This is a genomic window from Auritidibacter sp. NML120636 (assembly GCF_003185945.1).
GTDB classification, from domain to species: Bacteria; Actinomycetota; Actinomycetes; order Actinomycetales; family Micrococcaceae; genus Auritidibacter; species Auritidibacter ignavus.
In genome coordinates, this window is the sequence record NZ_QHLO01000004.1 from 17,299 (window position 1) to 34,660 (window position 17,362).

At 61.5% G+C, this 17,362-nt stretch carries 12 protein-coding genes; 3 read left to right on the top strand and 9 right to left on the bottom strand.

All coding sequences use genetic code 11. The features are described 5' to 3' along the window. Positions 1 to 231: 231 nt before the first annotated feature. Entirely contained in the window at positions 232 to 3,492 is a 3,261-nt protein-coding gene (locus DCC25_RS11405; RefSeq protein ID WP_199445870.1) for an isopeptide-forming domain-containing fimbrial protein, read from the bottom strand. A gap of 147 nt (positions 3,493 to 3,639) precedes the next feature. Next, positions 3,640 to 4,749, bottom strand: coding sequence for an alcohol dehydrogenase catalytic domain-containing protein (locus tag DCC25_RS04735; RefSeq protein WP_110098975.1), 1,110 nt, complete (start codon positions 4,747 to 4,749; stop codon positions 3,640 to 3,642). A gap of 113 nt (positions 4,750 to 4,862) precedes the next feature. On the opposite strand from DCC25_RS04735, the gene DCC25_RS04740 reads away from it, so the two are divergent. Next, a complete protein-coding gene (locus DCC25_RS04740) occupies positions 4,863 to 5,708 on the top strand; it encodes a CoA transferase (protein ID WP_110098976.1) in 846 nt (281 codons plus the stop codon). Between the two features lie 73 nt (positions 5,709 to 5,781). Here DCC25_RS04740 and DCC25_RS04745 read toward each other — a convergent pair whose 3' ends face one another. Together DCC25_RS04745 and DCC25_RS04750 are read right to left on the bottom strand one after the other, a co-directional pair. Further along, positions 5,782 to 7,605: an alkaline phosphatase gene (locus DCC25_RS04745; protein ID WP_110100791.1), complete on the bottom strand. Its 1,824-nt coding sequence runs from the start codon at positions 7,603 to 7,605 to the stop codon at positions 5,782 to 5,784. 148 nt (positions 7,606 to 7,753) lie between these two features. Further along, positions 7,754 to 9,169, bottom strand: a complete 1,416-nt coding sequence (locus DCC25_RS04750; RefSeq protein WP_199445871.1) for an aldehyde dehydrogenase family protein — start codon at positions 9,167 to 9,169, stop codon at positions 7,754 to 7,756. Positions 9,170 to 9,344: 175 nt separating this feature from the next. Between DCC25_RS04750 and DCC25_RS04755 the strand changes: the two genes are divergently transcribed. Further along, entirely contained in the window at positions 9,345 to 10,814 is a 1,470-nt protein-coding gene (locus tag DCC25_RS04755; protein WP_110098978.1) for an APC family permease, read from the top strand. Further along, on the top strand, positions 10,807 to 12,141 hold the full coding sequence (locus DCC25_RS04760) for an NAD(P)/FAD-dependent oxidoreductase (RefSeq protein ID WP_110100793.1): 1,335 nt from the start codon (positions 10,807 to 10,809) through the stop codon (positions 12,139 to 12,141). The genes DCC25_RS04755 and DCC25_RS04760 overlap by 8 nt, the downstream gene beginning before the upstream one ends. Here the strand turns inward: DCC25_RS04760 and DCC25_RS04765 are convergent. Genes DCC25_RS04765 through hpaD form a run of 5 tightly spaced genes read right to left on the bottom strand, consistent with a single transcriptional unit; the run spans position 12,122 to position 17,344 of the window. Beyond that, entirely contained in the window at positions 12,122 to 13,099 is a 978-nt protein-coding gene (locus DCC25_RS04765) for a helix-turn-helix domain-containing protein (protein WP_233487907.1), read from the bottom strand. The two genes, DCC25_RS04760 and DCC25_RS04765, sit on opposite strands and share 20 nt — an antisense overlap. Then, positions 13,096 to 13,953: an HpcH/HpaI aldolase/citrate lyase family protein gene (locus tag DCC25_RS04770; RefSeq protein ID WP_110098980.1), complete on the bottom strand. Its 858-nt coding sequence runs from the start codon at positions 13,951 to 13,953 to the stop codon at positions 13,096 to 13,098. The genes DCC25_RS04765 and DCC25_RS04770 overlap by 4 nt, the downstream gene beginning before the upstream one ends. Further along, positions 13,938 to 14,723, bottom strand: a complete 786-nt coding sequence (locus tag DCC25_RS04775) for a 2-oxo-hepta-3-ene-1,7-dioate hydratase (protein WP_110100794.1) — start codon at positions 14,721 to 14,723, stop codon at positions 13,938 to 13,940. Before DCC25_RS04775 ends, DCC25_RS04770 begins: the two co-directional genes overlap by 16 nt. Before the next feature lie 9 nt (positions 14,724 to 14,732). Next, the gene (locus DCC25_RS04780) at positions 14,733 to 16,142 is read right to left on the bottom strand and encodes an FAD-binding oxidoreductase (protein WP_110100795.1); all 1,410 of its coding nucleotides are present in this window, start codon (positions 16,140 to 16,142) and stop codon (positions 14,733 to 14,735) included. A gap of 41 nt (positions 16,143 to 16,183) precedes the next feature. Beyond that, positions 16,184 to 17,344, bottom strand: a complete 1,161-nt coding sequence (gene hpaD / locus DCC25_RS04785; protein WP_110100796.1) for a 3,4-dihydroxyphenylacetate 2,3-dioxygenase — start codon at positions 17,342 to 17,344, stop codon at positions 16,184 to 16,186. Positions 17,345 to 17,362 lie beyond the last annotated feature (18 nt).

A 17,362-nucleotide genomic window follows, 5' to 3' on the forward strand; every position in this document is an offset into this window, starting at 1 on the left:
TTGAGTGGAGGCTGGCAAAACACTGAACAGAACTTTTTGACGCGACGAACCGTCAACATCAGGAACCACACGTGGCGTTGGTACACAGACTGAGTCATACCGAGGTCTTGTGCCTCTAGTTGGTTGACTAGCTACTCTGAGCATGGCGCGACCGGCTGGAACGCAACATCCGAACACAGCACGGCGACGAACCCGCAGGAGAGTTCGCCGCCGTGTGCGCTAGCAGATCAGCTAGCCGTGCCGCTTGCGTCGAGCAACCGTGAGCACCAGACCCAGACCGATCAACGCTGCCGCTGCCATAGCCATAGCTAGCACCGCCGAACCAGTACTGGCCAAATCATCGTCCTCACGATCCGAAGGCTGATCAGGCGTCGCACCTGGCTGACCAGCAGTGGAAGACTCAGTCACGCCCGGCTCTTCCGGGGTAGACGTAGGAGTCGACGCCGAGCCACTAGGCTCCGGACTCGAAGGCTCAGAAGAACCTGGCTGCGTCTCACTAGGAGAAGGCTCACTCGGAGTCGGTTCACTGGGGCTCGGCTCAGTCGGCTCACTTGGCGAAGACTCACTCGGAGTCGGCTCAGACGGCGTCGGCTCAGACGGAGTCGGCTCAGTAGGCGTCGGCTCAGACGGCGTCGGCTCAGACGGAGTCGGCTCAGACGGAGTCGGCTCAGACGGAGTCGGCTCAGACGGTTCCGTCGGAGTGGGCTCCGTAGGAGAAGGTTCCGTCGGCGACGGCTCAATCGGCTCACTTGGCGACGGCGAGGGCTCCTCAGCACCAACGAACGTCACAGGCGAGGACGTACGCATCCGCAACTGGGTACTCTCGGCACGTCCAACTGCTTTATTCACCAGAATATCGCCATTCTTACCACCGATCACCGAAAGGTTGACCCGGAAGGACAGCGTCTTTCCAGGTGCCAGCTCACCGGTAATCACACGCACAGCCGTGGCATCCTCAGTAAACTCAGTGGACCAAATATCCGACGGAGTACCAGCACCACCGTTGACCTCAGCTCCCGGATCTTCGTCCAGCTCAGCGGGATCAACCGTCGTGTAGTAAACAGTCGCACCCTGGGGAGCGTCTACCGAAGCCAACTTCAACTGGGCATCGGTTGAGGTCCCCCTACCATCACCGTCATACGGCAATGAGTCGATGACGTCCACAAACGAGGAGGTGTTCGGGTCTTCGGAAGTGACCTTTACATCCCACCAGGCGGTGACGTCCTGATCCGGGTCATCAGCCTTCGGCAGGTCCAAGGTGGCCTGCTCGGTATCCTTCACAATCGAGGTGTGTCCAGAGCGCGGGACCACGAACTGCACGCTATCGTCAACCGTGACTTCCTGGGACGTGGCTGTGGCTTTATTCACGAAAACCGCACCCGGTTCGGCATCGTCAGGCACCGTGGCCTCAAAGACTATCTCACCCAGTTCGTCGTTGGGTAGCACGTTATCGATGGTCCAGGTCAGTACCTGCTGGCCATCGTCATTCGTACTCACCTCCGGCTCGCCCACCGTAGCTCCAGTCCTCGCTTGCGCGGTCCCGGGGACGTATTCCATGCCCTTCGCCAAGGTGTTTTTCACCACGACCTGGTCAGTGTCCGGTTCAGCCAAGTTGGATTCCAAACCATAACGCACCGTGTACTTCGCAGCGTCACCTGGTTTGTATTCGGTATTCTCAATGAGGTTCTCCACCAACGGGAACGACCCGACGACCAGAAGAGCATCACGTCCTGGCCCGGAGTACGGGTAGCGCCAGCCCTCCGGCGTCAAGGTGTTGTGTGGCTCTGCGAGATCAGGATTCATCGAGCGGTCATAATAATCAAGATTGTTCTGGATCCGATCGGCTCGCCACTCGTTACGACCTTGTTCCAGAGAGTAAGCCCAGGTATAAACGTCTTGACCGGGCTTCGCACTCGGTTTCAGCTTTAGCTCCGAAACCAGGTAGACCACTGATCTCTCGTGTGTTGTTTCGGCCAAGAGTTCTGGGCGAAGTTCAACCTTCACGGCCTTGACCGTGGAGAGGTCATCGGGCTTCTCAGTTGACCAGCCTGGCGGGTTGCCGTGAGCAGGATCGCTCCTCTTGGCCTCGGTACCACAGTTGAAGAAATTGGGATCTACCGGCTCCCCGGTCCAGGCGTCAACCATGTCACCGGTGTAGTACCAAATATCTCCCTCGTACGAGTCATCATAAATATAGGTAGGTTGCGCCTCCCGTTTCAATGACACACGTGCGTCTTGAAACTCTACATACTCAGTGTCGAAAGTCGTGCAGACCCAATTGTGCGCTTTTGAATTCTGGCTCGTGGTTGGCGTGGTGGCCGCGACCGAGGTCACGGTAGCGCCGGCTGGTACGCGGTACGTATTTGTCCAGGGAGAGCCTGGGTAAGCGTTGGGGCGCTGGGCACCGAGAATCCACCCTCCGGTAAACGCACCGCGCACGACCGGAATGGCGTTGGTCTTATTATCTAAGGTGTCCTCGTAGGTTTCTCCCTCAACCGAGGTGTAGGTCTGGGGCTCTGCTTTGAGCCGCACCGTACCGCCCCGTGCCTGCTGGTTATATGGCACCTGAAGGTGAATATTACCGGCGGCGATCACATCCCAACCGACCGGGAGAGGCTGACCGTTGGAGTCCAAACGAGGCCCGTTGTCGTAGTTCAGGTCGCTGAGGGTGAGCTCGAAGGTGGTGTCCCCGGTTTTTCTCAGGGTGCAGTCGGGAAAATGCGTGGACTGGTTTTCGGCGTGCTGACCATCCGAGAACGGGTAACCGGACTGGATACGGTCATTGGCCGAACAGCTCGTCTGGCGAGGATCGACAGTAGCGACCATTCTCCCATTCTGGTCGACGTAGCGAATGTCTAGCCTGTAGGTCACCGAGTCCGGGCCGTTGGCGGTCTGCTGAGCGTGAGAAATCGAGAAGGGGAAGTTGATGTTCTGATACCTGGTATTGGTGGCAATCAGCGACTGTGGGTGACCACCATCGAATTTTGCGGTCATACCGAAGTTTTTGATAATCGGGATCTCGGGGAGCTTGACCTCGTGGCCCCGGAACGTACCAGTCGCAGTCACGAAGGAACCGGCCGGGCCATCAGCCAGCACACCGGTGAAAGCAACCTCGGCGGTACCCTGAGCGCGTTCACCCAGATCACACGTCACGGAGCGGCGATCCTCCGACAGCTCCGCTGACTCGCAGGTCTCAGGCGTATCGGTAAACACCGCGTTCTCCAGGGTCACTTCAAGAACGTTGCCATCAACATTGGCATTACCCGGAGCAGCGGCCGAGTCGTTGATATCGAGTCGCCACTGGGCCCCGACAACCCCAACCCCGGACTCCAAAGCCTCCGGCTGGTCAATCCAGTTTCCGGTAAATTCATAGGCCTTAGTCTGACCGGTCTCAGCCTCAGCCGGGAGGGCCGAGGGAAGAACCAGCCCGGCAACCAGGGCAAGGGCAGTCAAAAATATCGCGCTGAAACGCAGGCGTAAGCGGATGGGCACAGGCGTTCCTTCGATAAGCCCCTGACCAGGGGTGATGAGCGATGATCGTTTATATACTAGCAAGTAAGTGCGCGCGTGGCTACTGAATATACACGACGCACCACCGAACACCTGTGAGGTTAATTACTACCCTTCTGAGCCGGCAAGTCAGCCTGAGAAATCGATGATCTGACGCACCGCAGCTCCGTCAGCGAGCTGATCCATCGCATCATTGATCTCGTCAAGGCGAATATGGCGGGTGATGAGCTTTTCAACGGGAAGTTTTCCCTCCCGCCACAGCTTTTCGAACCGCGGAATGTCTCGGGATGGCACCGAAGATCCCAGGTAGGAGCCCATCACGGTACGTACTTCGCTGGTCAAAGTCAGCGGGGTGATGGTGGAGGTGGCATCCGGGGAGGGGAGCCCTGCGGTCACCGTCCGACCGCCGGGGTTGGTGGCAGAGAATGCGAGTTCGAAGGCGCTGGGGTGACCGGCGCATTCCAGGGTATGGTCTGCGGTGATGCCTTGGTCTTTGACTTCTTCGGAAGTGTAGGTCTCGTGGGCGCCCAGCTGGCGGGCCTGCTCGAGCTTTTCTTCGGACATATCGACAGCGATAATGCGGTCAATTCCTTCGGCTACTGCAGTCAACAGTGCTGCCATGCCGACCCCGCCCAGCCCGACGATCATCACCGACTCGCCGGCCTCGGGGGCAACAGCGTTGAGCAGGGCGCCACCACCGGTCAGCACGGCGCATCCAAAGACCGCTGCGATTTCGGCCGGAACGTCATCACCCACCGGTACGACTGAGCGGCGGTCCACCACGGCGTGGGTGGCAAATCCGGAGACACCTAGATGGTGCTCGACCGTCTGACCATCGCGCGAGAGATGGCGCTGTCCGGAGATGAGGGTTCCGTCATTATTGGTTGCTGACCCTACCGAACAGGGCAATTTTCCGTCAGTCTGACAGTTCTTGCACTCTCCGCACCGGGGCAGGAAAGTCATCACCACGCGCTGACCGACCTCGATATCGGTCACCTCGTCTCCGACTTTCTCCACGATGCCGGCAGCCTCGTGGCCTAAGAGCATCGGCACCGGTCGGACGCGAGACCCATTGACCACGGATAGATCAGAGTGGCAGACCCCGGCTGCTTCCATACGCACCAATAGTTCAGACCCTCCGGGCTCGGACAGCTCGAGTTCTTGCACCACAATGGGTTGGGACTCGCCGTAGGGCCGGTCCCGACCAATCTCTTCCAAAACTGCACCGGTGATCTGCACGAACTGCCTCCTCAATAGTGGTTGTGCCCTCAGTCAAGCAGAGCGAACCACCGGCGACAAGAGTCCGCGGACAGCCATTTTCGGTGACGCTCAGATCCATTAGAGTACTGAATGTGACACAGACCTCACTCAAGCCACTCGACAACATCACGGTTGTCTCCACAGCCATCAATCTGCCTGGGCCCTTGGCGGCAGCTCGACTCCGAGACCTGGGCGCAACCGTCATTAAACTGGAGAATCCAGCCGGTGATCCGTTGCGCCAGTTCGTTCCCGACTACTACGCCGAGCTCACCGCGGGGATGCAGATCGTCCAAGCTGATCTGAAGACCGACGCGGGCCGGGGTCAGCTGCTCGAGATCGCGGCCACCGCGCAGGTGTTGATCACCTCGATTCGGCCGGCTGCCGTGGCCAAATTGGGCTTGGACCAGGTGGTACGACAGTTTAATCTGGTGCACGTGGAGATCGTGGGTTTCGACGGTGACCGAGAGAATGAGCCCGGCCATGATCTCACCTATCAGGCCCGGCACGGCTCGCTCGTACCACCAGCCATGCCACAGATTCTGGGTGGCGATTTACTCGGTGGCGAACGCGGCGCGACGGCGGCTTTAGCTGGCCTGAACTTGTTGCGAAATCATCCGGAGATCACCGAGGGCACGGTGCAACGGGTGGTGCTGGACCAGGCTGCCGAGTGGGCAGCCGCTCCGGCCCGCTACGGGATGACCACCCCGGGCGCACCGTTGGGAGGTGGCAATCCGTTCTATCGGATGTATGACACCGCTGACGGTGTGTTGGCGGTGGCGAGTCTGGAACCACATTTCGCCCAACGCACCGCCGAGCTCTTGGGATCAACAGCCGAAGAGTTGGCCACTCAGTTCGCCTCACGCACCAACGCCGAGTGGGTGGCTTTTGCTCGCGAGCACGATCTGCCGTTTGAACCGGTGGTTAGCACCGATCATTAATCACTCACCATCAACACGACTCAGGGGCCTACCTGGCGGGTAGGCCCCTGAAAGGTTGGTGAGCTTGTGACGCTTAGGCGGTCTTCTTCTTCCGCAGCACCATCAGGGTCACACCAGCAACCAGCAAAGCACCAGCAATCAGCAGGGCAATGATGGCCACGCTGGTACCTGTGTCAGCCAGGCTACCGGACTGCTCGGAGTCACCAGCGGCAACATCGTCGCCGGAGCCGGCAACGCCGTCTTCGGTACCGGCGCCAGCGGTGCCCTCTTCGTCCTCATCGGAACCGGCGGTGCCGTCCTCGTCGTCAGACCCGGGGGTCTGAGCGTCGTCGTCATCGGAGCCAGGGGCTTCTTCGTCATCGTCGCCAGCACCGGGACCGGGGGCGGCTTCGCCGGAGAGCAGGTCGAAGCTGAGCTTAGCCACATCGGTGTTGTCGATGTACTGACCGCGAACCGGGTCTTCACCCTGAACGTAGTTCAGCACGGAGTCAGCGCCAGCACCGTGTGCGAAGAACGGCACCAGAGCCTGAGTGTGGTCACCGGAGTACCAGCCGTCAACGGGAAGCTGGCCAGCTTCACCGGTGATCTGAGTCCAGGCGGTACCTGCACCGGGGCCGGAGAGGAAGCCGGTCTCGTGGTCAGCGGTCACCATCACCAGGGTCTCATCCCAGCTGGAGTTTTCCTCAACCCAGTTCACGACGGTATCCACAGCGTCGTTGAATTCGATCTGCTCTTCGAGGTTACCGGTGGTGGCGTTAGCGTGACCGGCCCAGTCAATGGCGCCGCCTTCGATCATGGTGAAGAAGCCCTCGTCGTTCTGCTCCAGAACGTTCAGGGCAGCGTCGGTCAGTTCAGCCAGGGTCGGCACGTCGTTCTTAGCGATTTCACCGGGCAGCGGGGACTGACCCTCTTCCAGGGGAACGCCGTCCACACGGCCGTTGTCACGACGAGGCTCAGCCTCAGCCAGGGCGGTGCGGTCAAACTGCAGGGTTTCTGCCACCGGCACCAGGCCGAATAGGGACTCCGGAACGTTGTTACCGTTGGCCACGTCCTTCAGCTCAGCGGTGGTCTCCAGGAAGGTGAAGTCGGTGTTGCCCTCCTGCAGGTCGGTGTACTGTTCCTCGGTCAGCCACTTCCAGTTGGCCTCGCGCTCCTGACCGTCCACATCGTAGAGCGGGTGACCGGCACCGATAATGACGTCCAGCTCACCGTTGATCATCTGCTCGGCGATGGCGTGGTTTTCACCACGATCGGCAACGTGTGCACCCCAGGAGGCCGGGGTGGCGTGGCCGAAGGGAACCGAGGAGACCACACCGGTGGCCAGACCCTTCTCCGCAGCGTACTCAGCGAAGTTTTCGACTGGTTCGCCGTCATCATCAACGCCCAGGGAGCCGTTGTGGGTCTTGTGACCGGACGCCAGAGCGGTACCGGAGGCAGCGGAGTCGGTCGGGTTGTTCTTCACCCAGTCAAAGTCAGCCCAGGCGGCTTCGGGATCGTAGACCGGTGAATCCAGCGAGTGGTGGGACATGCCAATCTGCAGGTCGAACTCTTCGTACGACTGCTGGGGGTTGTCACCGTAGTCTGACTGGTGTTGTTGCTGATCGTTCTCGGGATCAACGGAGATCTGCCAGTTCGACTCACCATTTTCAAACAAGCTGGCGGAGTCGACGTGGTTATAGCCCATACCATCACCGATGAGCAGGATGATGTTCTTCGGGGCCTGGGCGGCCTCGGGGGCGTTAGCGGTTTCTTGCGCCGTGGCGGAGGGGGCTACCAGCGATGCGGTTGCCACCGTTGCAGCAGCACCCAGGGCGATGCGGCCGCACGTGGAGCGGAAAATACGCATTATTAACGAGTCCTCTTCGTCGTGGTTGAGAAAAACGGTACCGAACAGCACTCGGCACTGCGCTCCACGCTACGGAGGCCACAAAGATATATCGTTAATCTCTTTTTCAAGGTTTATAACGATTCAGTAAACATACAGCAAACAGGGCCGGGACCTGGGGAGATCGATGATCGCGGCCCGGCGTCAGAGGGCCACAGGTTTAGTATTTCGTAACCTTTGGCACCGCGACGTGCTTGAGGCCTTCCAACCCAAACTCGAGGCCGAATCCAGATTTCTTGATGCCACCGAATGGCACCCGCGGATCTATCGCACCGTGCTGATTGATCCAGGTGGTACCGGCCTGAAGCCGATCGGCAACCGTCAGCGCCCGCTGTCGATCACTACTCCAGACCGAGGAACCCAGACCGACGTTGAGCTCATTAGCCCACGCAATGGCCTGGTCTAGGTCCGTGTAGCGGATGATCGGCAACACCGGGCCGAACTGTTCTGCTTGTACCAGCGGATTGGACTGATCGATATCGGCCACAATAGTTGCGGGATAGAAGTACCCCGCCTGGTCGGGATCGGGGTTCCCGCCGGTCACCATCCGGGCACCGCCCTCGCGGGCTTTGTTGACCAGATCAGCGACGATGTCGTACTGCTGTTGGTTCTGCAATGGGCCCAGCACGTTATGCTCCTCCAGACCCACGCCCATAGCAGCGTTGCTGGCTTGTTGGGCCAGCTCGTCGACAACCTGGTCGTACAAGGCCTCAGGAACATAGAGCCGCTTCATGGCCGCACACGTCTGTCCGGTGTTAATGAAGGCACCCCAGAACAATTCTTCAGCCAGCGCCTTCGGATCGGCGTCGTCCAACATGATGCCGGCGTCATTACCGCCCAGCTCCAGGGTCAGGCGCTTCAGGTCCGTCGCGGCCGAGCGCATAATGGCCTGGCCGGTGCGGGTCGAACCGGTAAACATCACCTTGTCCACGTCCTGGTGGCCGGTCAGCGCCGCACCGATCTCGCCGCCCCCGGCCACCACCTGGAGCACCGCCTCAGGTAGGACCTGGTTGACCACGGCCACCAATGCCTGGACGGATAACGGAGTGTATTCGGAGGGCTTGAGAACCACAGTGTTGCCCATTTTGAGTGCGGCGCCGAACTGCCAAGTGGAGATCATCATCGGCCAGTTCCAGGGGCCCACCGCACCCACCACACCGACGGGTCGATAGCTCAGCACGGCGGTGCCGGACTCATCGTCCACGAGCACCTCGTCATTGAGCTCGAAGGACGCGGTGGCGCGGAGCCATCCCGCAACCGCTCCCACTTCGAAACGAGCGTTCGGGCCGTTCAACGGCTTGCCCACCTCACGGCTGAGCAATTCGGCCAGAGCCTCAGCGCTGGCTTCGACCGCATCGGCGACACGGTTCAGATACTCGGACCGCTTGTCACCACCCAGCGCAGCCCATGCTGGCTGAGCCCGCTTGGCCCGCTGTACGGCGGCGTCAACGTCATCGACGCTCGCCTGTCCGGTCGAGCCGATCACCTCGGCGGTGGCCGGGTCTTTAACCTCCACGCCACCATCGACGGTGACAGCTTCTAGCAATCCTTGATATGTGGTGAGATCGGCAGTCATCTCTTGTCCCTTCATCAGACTGTTGTTATTCCACACCCTAACCCCGACACATGAGACTTGCGTCACACTCAACGCTGCACTGCACTGGCGCCCAAGCGTTGTGCAGGAATCGACAAGACACTTCAGGTGATCTGGCTCACACTAAAGAGACCTAGTTTCCAGTGAAGGACAGATCATGACAACCACGACCCACACCACCCCCGCGCCCCGACGGATCGGTACCGTGTCCCTGGTCTTGGTGATCATTGCCGCCTCCGCCCCACTGACGGTGATGGCTGGCGGGATCCCAACTAACTACGCGGTCTCCGGCATGCTGGGTGTGCCACAAACCTATATCGTGCTCGGATTGTTACTGGTCGTCTTTGCGGTGGGATTCGCCGCGATGAGCCGACACCTGCACAATGCCGGAGCATTTTATGCCTATGTCTCAGCCGGGCTGGGGCTCCGCCAAGGTATTGCAGCCGCTATTCTGGCACTGGTCTCCTACAACATGATGCAAATCGGGCTCTACGGTCTGGTAGGGTTTGCTTCCTCCAATCTGCTACGAGAACTCACCGGCCTGGAGGTGTCCTGGTGGCTGATGGCCCTGCTCTGTTGGGCCCTGGTCGCAATTCTGGGCATCAACTCCATCGATCTATCCGCCAAGGTGCTGGGCGTGGTCGTCGCGTTGGAGTTCCTGGTCGTGATCATCATCGATGTGCTGGCACTTGCGGTGGCACCTGAGGGAGCCGCCGCTGATGCCTTTGCCCCCGATCAGTTCTTTGCCCCCGGTATCGGCGTGCTGCTGGCCTTTGGGATTGCGGCCTTTATGGGCTTTGAGTCTGGTGCGATCTACTCCGAAGAGGTCACCGACCCCCGTCGCACCGTGGCCGGAGCCACCTACATCGCACTGATCACCATCGCGATCTTCTACGCGTTCTCCGCGTGGGCCTTCGGTATTGGTATTGGCCCCTCGCAGGTGGTCGAGCGTTCTGCCGAGCTCGGCCCCGATCTGGTCTTCGTGTGGCTCAGCGAGACCAGCCCCGTGCTGGGCCAATTCGCCTCGATCCTGTTCGTCACCAGCCTGATTGCCGTACTGTTGGCCTTCCATAATGCCGCCGCCCGCTACTTTTTCTCCCTCGGCCGCTCCGGGGTACTACCTCGTCAGCTGGCAGCCACCACCGGCACCGGCGCCCCGCTGGCCGGATCTCTCACCCAGTCAGCCCTGGCCGTGGTGGTCGTGATCGGCTTCGCCATCGCCGGCACCGGCCACGAACTCGGCCCGCTGTTTCCGGTCATCACGCTATTCACCTGGTTGACCAATGCCGCAGCTTTCGGACTCGTCTTCCTCTTAGCGGTCACCTCCGTGGCGATCATGGCCTGGTTTATCCGCCACCCCCACGGCTACGGGCTCTGGGTGCGCGTCATCGCCCCGGCCCTAGCAGCCCTCGGGCTGGCGGTGGTGTTCATCCTGATCTTGGCCAATTTCGATGTGATGATCGACGCTGAGGAAGGCTCCTCGCTGATCTTCATCATGCCCGGCATCATTCTCGGCTCCGGAGTGCTCGGGTTGCTCTGGGGCGAGGTGCTACGACGTCGCGAACCCGAGGCCGTGCCGGGCGCACCAGCCGAACTTGTCACCGTCGGAAAGGAACACCATGACTGAACCACACGTTGTGATTATTGGGGCCGGTTTCGCTGGATTGCGTGCCGCCCGCGAATTAGAGTCCGCCGGGATCTCGTGCGAGATCGTCGAGGCCCGCGACCGGGTCGGTGGACGAGCCTGGACCGATGAGCGCATGGGGCGCGCGATTGAGCTCGGCGCGACGTGGGTGCACTGGTTCCAAGCCCATGTGTGGCAGGAGATCACCCGCTACCAGCAACCGATTGTCGCCTCACCGGAGCCCGAACTGGTGTACTGGAATTCGCAAGACACCACGCATCAGGGCACCCTACAGGATCTGGATCGGACGATTCAGCCCCCGATGGCCGAGATCTTTGCTCGCTCAGAGCAGTACTTCCCTCACCCCTACGATCCGCTCTGGATCCTCTCGGAGGATTTCGACGGGCCCGCGGAGTTGCGCGAGCAGTTCCTGGCCGATGACCAAGCCTCGGTGTTGGACGCAGTGCGGGCCAGCGGGAATTTCACTCAGGAGCAGATCGATCTGGTCGATGCCTACTGGTCGGCCGGGTACGTGGGCTCGCCCCACACTGGGTCGGCGCTGATGGCCAAACACTGGGTTTCGCTCTCCGATCACCGGCTTCGTCTGTTGGATGACATCACCCTGAAGTACAAGCTGGTCAATGGAATGAAGGCCCTCTACGAGCCGATGGCGGCCGAGCTGAACTGCCCGATTCGCCTCAATACCCCGGTCACTGCCGTCGACCACGACGGGCACAGCGCCCGTGTCACGCTGGCCACCGGTGAGGTGCGCGAGGCCAGCGCGGTGATCGTCACCGTCCCGGCGGGTGCGTTGCGCACCATCCGTTTCACCCCTGAGCTACCCGAGACGATCACCGCGACCATCGAGCAGGGGTGGAACACCTCGGGGGCGAAAATCTGGTTCAAGGTCAAGGGCCGACACAAGCTACTGGCCTATGCGCCCTACCCGGCGCCGATGGCCTGTATCCGCTCCGAATACTTCACCCCCGAAGGCGATACCATCCTGGTCGGCTTCGGCCCGGAGGCCTCCGCCGTGGATCTGGAGTCCACCGCTGATGCCCAGCGGATTCTCGACTACTGGCGCGATGACCTCGAGGTGGTGGAGTCTACCGGTCACGACTGGCAGAACGACCCGTGGTCGGGCCAAGCCTGGGGCACGTTACGCACCGGGCAGTTCACCGATGCCTGGCACCACTTCGAACGGCTCGAGCCCCCGGTGGTCTTTGCCGGCTCTGAGTTGGCTCGTGGCTGGCGCGGGGTGTGCGTGGACGGGGCCCTGGAGTCGGGACTGACCACCGCCCGGAAGCTGATCACGCACCTGGGTTCTTAACCCGGGCCCGGTAGGCCGAGGGCGATTCGCCAAAGGCCTGTTTGAACAGCTTGGAGACCTGCGAGGCGTCGTGAATCCCATAGCGGGTACTGATCTGTTGCACGGTCTCGGAGGCATGCACCGGATCGGCGAGATCGTCGCGGATCCGGTGCAACCGCAGGTCGCGAATCATGGTGCTGACCGTGGTGCCGTGCTCGGCGAAGCGGGTATAGAGCTGGCGGACGGAGACGTAGAAGTACTCGGCAATGCGTTGTGGCCCCAGCTCCGCATCCCCCAGGTGGTCTTCGATATAGGCGGTCGCGAGATGAAACAGCGGATTCTCACTGGTGTCACGTCCTTGGGCCTTGGACGCCTCCAACAGGATGGTGACCAGCATCTGCAAGGATGAACGCACCAGCGACAGCGCGCTGGGGGTATGCAGGATCTGCAGGTTGTTCACCAGGTTTTCAAATAGTGGCACCACCACCCGACCCAGTCCGTGTTCGCGACTGACCGGTGTGGCGGTGACCAGAGAAACCTGTTCTTGCACCAGGTGCAGATACTCTTGGGGGAACTGCATCACCAGCGAGCGCTGGGGCCGGTCGAAGACCAGCTCATAGGGCCGGTGGGTGACGTACAGGGCCAAATCCCCGGGGGCCAGCACTGTGGTCCGGCAGTCCTGGGTCAGCTGGGATTGTCCCTCGATCTGCAACGAAAGCTTACACATGGCCGGTTGGGTGTTTTCGGGCACAACGTGCGGCTGGCACACCCGGTGGGCGTCGGTGGCCATATCCACCAGCAGGATCTCTCCCAGTAGCGCCTGCCGGCGCCCGGCCCGAAACGCCTGCGGGTCGTCTGCGGTGATGGTCAGGTTGTGGAAGCTGTGGGAGATGGCCTCGGTCCACTGGGCCAGGCTCAAGTGCTTGTGTGGCCCCGGATGCTGACAGGCGCCGAACCGGTGATCAGGTGCGACAGTCACGGCGCTTCCTGTTCGATCCCCCACTCTGCCACCAGCTTCTCGGTTCCGCGGGCCAGGATCGCCACATCGGCGGAGACGTTGACGAAGTCGGCCCCGGCGGCCACGTAGTCGCGAGCCTGATCGGCGTGGAACGCGTTGACGCCCACAATCTTGCCGGCCGCGTTCGCCTGGGCGATGACCTGCGTGACGGCGGCGATGACCTCCGGGTGGGTCTGACGGCCCAGCAGCCCCATCGAGGCGGAGAGATCCGAGGGGCCGATGAAGACTCCGTCAACACCGTCGGTGGCCAGAATCTCAGCGGCGTGGTTGACCGCGGTGTGGGATTCGATCTGGACCAACAGGGTCAGGGTGTGGCGGGCCCGCGCCAAGTAGTCGGGGATCCGGGACCAGCGACCCGAGCGGGCCAGGGCCGAGCCGAGGCCACGGACCCCGTCCGGCGGGTAGGCCACCGCCGAAGCAGCCGCCCGGGCTTGGTCGGGGGTGTCGACCATGGGCACAATCAGTGATTGCACGCCCAGATCCAGGTATTGCTTGATCAACACCGGGTCGTTATGTGGTACCCGGACCACCGAGAGCACCGGATAACCAGCGATGGCGCGCAGCTGGGACTGGATGGATTCTAGACTCAGCGGAGAGTGTTCGCCGTCGATGAGTAGGTAATCGAATCCGGCCCCGGCGCAGATTTCGGCCACCCCGGCGTCACCGGAAGAGACGAAGATCCCGACGATGGGGCCGTGCTGGTCGGGTTTGCCGCTCTGGGCGGGGAATAGATCCCGCAGGCTCGGTAGTGCCCCGGGCAATAGGCCACTGGTGGCGGGGTCTTGGGCGAGGAGTTGTTTTACGCGAAGTGACATGTCACGACTCCCAATGGACCGTAATCGGCATAGACCGTGTCGTTTTGGTAGACCCACATCGGGCGGGTGAAGGATCCGGCGAGAATCATTTCTCCAGCGGCCAGGTGGTCGCCGTGGCCAGCAATCCGGTTGGCCAGCCAGTGCACGCCATTGCCGGGGTGGTTCAACACGCCGGAGGCGACCCCGGTTTCGATAATTTCGTGGTTGCGCCACAGTGCGCCGGCCACCCAGCGTAGGTCCACCGCATCCGGGGAGACCGGCCGGCCACCGATGACCATCGAACCCAGTGCGGCGTTATCGGAGATGGTGTCGATAATCGTACGGCCCTGCATCTCGATCCGAGAGTCGAGCACTTCCAGAGCCGGCACCACGTATTCGGTGGCTCGCAGCACATCGAAGAGGGTCACGCCGGGGCCTTCGAGGTCCTGGTGGAGCACGAAGGCCAATTCCATTTCAATGCGCGGGTGGGTGTAGTTCTCCCACTGGTAGACATGGCCGGAGTCGAAGACCTGATCATCGAAGATCACCCCGTAGTCGGGCTCGTCGATGCCGGTGGCGTCCTGCATGGCCTTGGAGGTCAGCCCGATCTTGTGTCCGACCGGGTGGCGGCCGGCTTCGACCTGGCGTTCGGCCCAGATTTTTTGAATGGCGTAGGAGTCTTCAATCACCATGTCCGGGTATCGGGCGGTCAGGAGCGGGACCGGGGTGCGGTCTCGGTTGGCCCGGTGGAGTTCATCGGCGATCGCAGTGTGGGTCTGGTGATCCAACATGGGCTGTCCTTAGGCGGTGGGTGCCGGGCGAAAGACTTTGCCCGGGTTCATCAAGTTGTGGGGGTCGAAGGCGGCTTTGATGTTCTGTTGCAGCCGGTACTGCACGTCACCCAGCTCGTCACGCAGCCAGCGGGATTTCAGCACGCCCACCCCGTGTTCACCGGTGAGGGTGCCACCCAATTCCAGGGCCATGGTAAAGACCTGTCCGGCCACGTCCCAGATGGCCTCGGGCACCTCGCGGTTCTGGCCGTGGTCTTGACCTTCGACGACAAATACCGGGTGCAGATTGCCGTCACCAGCGTGGCAGGCGGTGGGGATTTTGATCCCGGAGGCTTGTTCGAGGTCGCGAATTCGGGCGAAGGCTTCGGCCATTGTGGACCGGGGCACGGCAATATCTTCGACCAGTAACTGTCCTTTGGCCTCCAGAGAGGGGAAGACACTGCGACGGATACCGACCAGGCGCTGGGATTCTTCCGGGTCGTCGGTGATGGTCAGCTCGGCCTGGTGGTCGGTGAGGATCGCCCCAATCTCTTCGGCTTCAGTCGCGGCGGCCGGTCCGTCAGTTTGGATCAGCAGGAAGGAGTTGCCGGAGCCGAAGTTTTCGCCGGTGTGTTCTGTCACCAACGCCACGGTGAGGTCATCGAGCAGCTCCATCATCGCCGGGGTGTGGCCGTGGCGGGTGACCGCTGAGGCGGCCTCTGCCGCATCGGTCACGGTCGGAAACGAGGCCCCCAGAGTGACGGTAGTGCCCGGGGTGAGGGGCCGGATTTTCAGGGTGGCCTCGACGATGATGCCCAAGGTGCCTTCGGAGCCGATCAGCAACGCGCACAAATCGTAGCCGGTCACGCCTTTGACGGTGTGGTGCCCGACGGTGATCAGTGACCCGTCGGCGAGCACGACCTGCAGCGACAGCACCGCTTCACGGGTGACCCCATATTTGGCGCAGAGCAACCCTCCGGCATTCATGGAGATATTGCCACCCACGGTGGAGATGTCTTTGGAGGCCGGGTCCGGTGGCCACCAGAAGCCCTGGGTCGCCAGGTAGGTGTTGAGTTCTCCGTTGAGGATGCCCGGCTGGACCGTGACCGAGCGGTTCTCGGGTTGCAGTTGCAGGATCTGGTTCATCCGGTCGGTGCAGACCATGATCTCACCGGTGCTACCGATGGCCGAACCGGCCAGCCCGGTCCCCGCGCCACGAGGCACCATCGGGATCCGATGGTGGAAGCACACCCGTGCGATGTGCTGAACCTCCTCGACGGTGCGGGGGAAGACCGCAGCTGAGGGCACAGTGTCGCTGAGATGTCCGGAACGATCGTATTGATACACACTCAACGCCCGGGGATCGTCCACCACCGCATCGGCAGGTAGCTGGTCGCGCAACTCGGCCAGAACGGTGGAGAAATTCTCGGTGGTGCTCATACGGTGTTTCCTTCCAGCGTGGAGGCGGACTGTCTTTCAGTCTAGAGCTGGTTGCCCAGCTTATATTCGCCTTTCTTCCAGTCGGGCATTTCTTCACCGGATTCGCGGGTATAGGAGAAGCCGTCGGCGCCGATGGTGACCTCCATTTCGGAGTCTTCTTCTCGGCTGGTCAACGGCTGCGGATTGCCGTCCAAGTCCAGGACCAGGGAACCGTCGGTGTACCAGGAGGGTACGACCGGGTTGCCCCAGAAGTCACGTCGCTGGTTGTCGTGCACATCCCAGGTGACCACCGGGTTGTCCGGGTCGCCGGTGTAGTAGTCCTGGGTGTAGATCTCCACGCGGTGGCCGTCCGGGTCACGCAGGTAGAGGTAGAAGGCATTGGAGACACCGTGCCGTCCCGGGCCACGCTCAATGCGGTCGGAGATGCGTAAGGCCCCCATCTTGTCGCAGATGGCCAGAATGTTGTGCTTCTCGTGGGTGGAAAAGGCCACGTGGTGCATCCGCGGGCCGTCACCGCCGGTCATGGCGGTGTCGTGCACGGTGGGTTTGCGTCGCATCCAAGCGGCATAGACCACGCCGTGCTCGTCCTGAATATCCTCGGTGACGCGGAAACCTAGATCCTGCATGTAGCGGGCTGCCCGGGGGACATCGGGGGTGATCTGGTTGAAGTGGTCCAGACGCACCAGGGCCCCGGGGCTGTAGAGGTCGTAGCGCCAAGCCAGACGCTCGACGTGCTCGACCTCGTAGAAGAACTCATAGGGGAAGCCCAGCGGGTCTTCCACGCGCACCGAGTCACCCAGGCCCTTGACGAACCCGTCCTTTTTGCGTTCGACCCGGCAGCCGAGTTCTTCGTAGAAGGCCACGGCTTTGTCGAGGTCCTCCGGGGTGCGCACGCGGTAGGAAAATGCCGCCACCGCGGGCACCTGGCCGGCGCGCAGGATCAGGTTGTGGTGGATGAACTCTTCCATCGACCGTAGGTAGATGGTGTGCTCATCTTCATCGGTGACCACCAAACCGAGCACGTCCACGTAGAACTCGCGAGAGGCGGCCAGGTCGGTGACGACCAGTTCCATCGAGGCGCACCGCAATACATCGGGTGCTTCCACGCTCGGGCTGGGGATGGGGTTATCGGTCTGAATCGGGGTCTCCTGGGAGACGTAGAATCCCGAGGAGGTCAGCGTGCGATCCTTCATATCAGTCATGGTCTCTGTTCTTTCTGT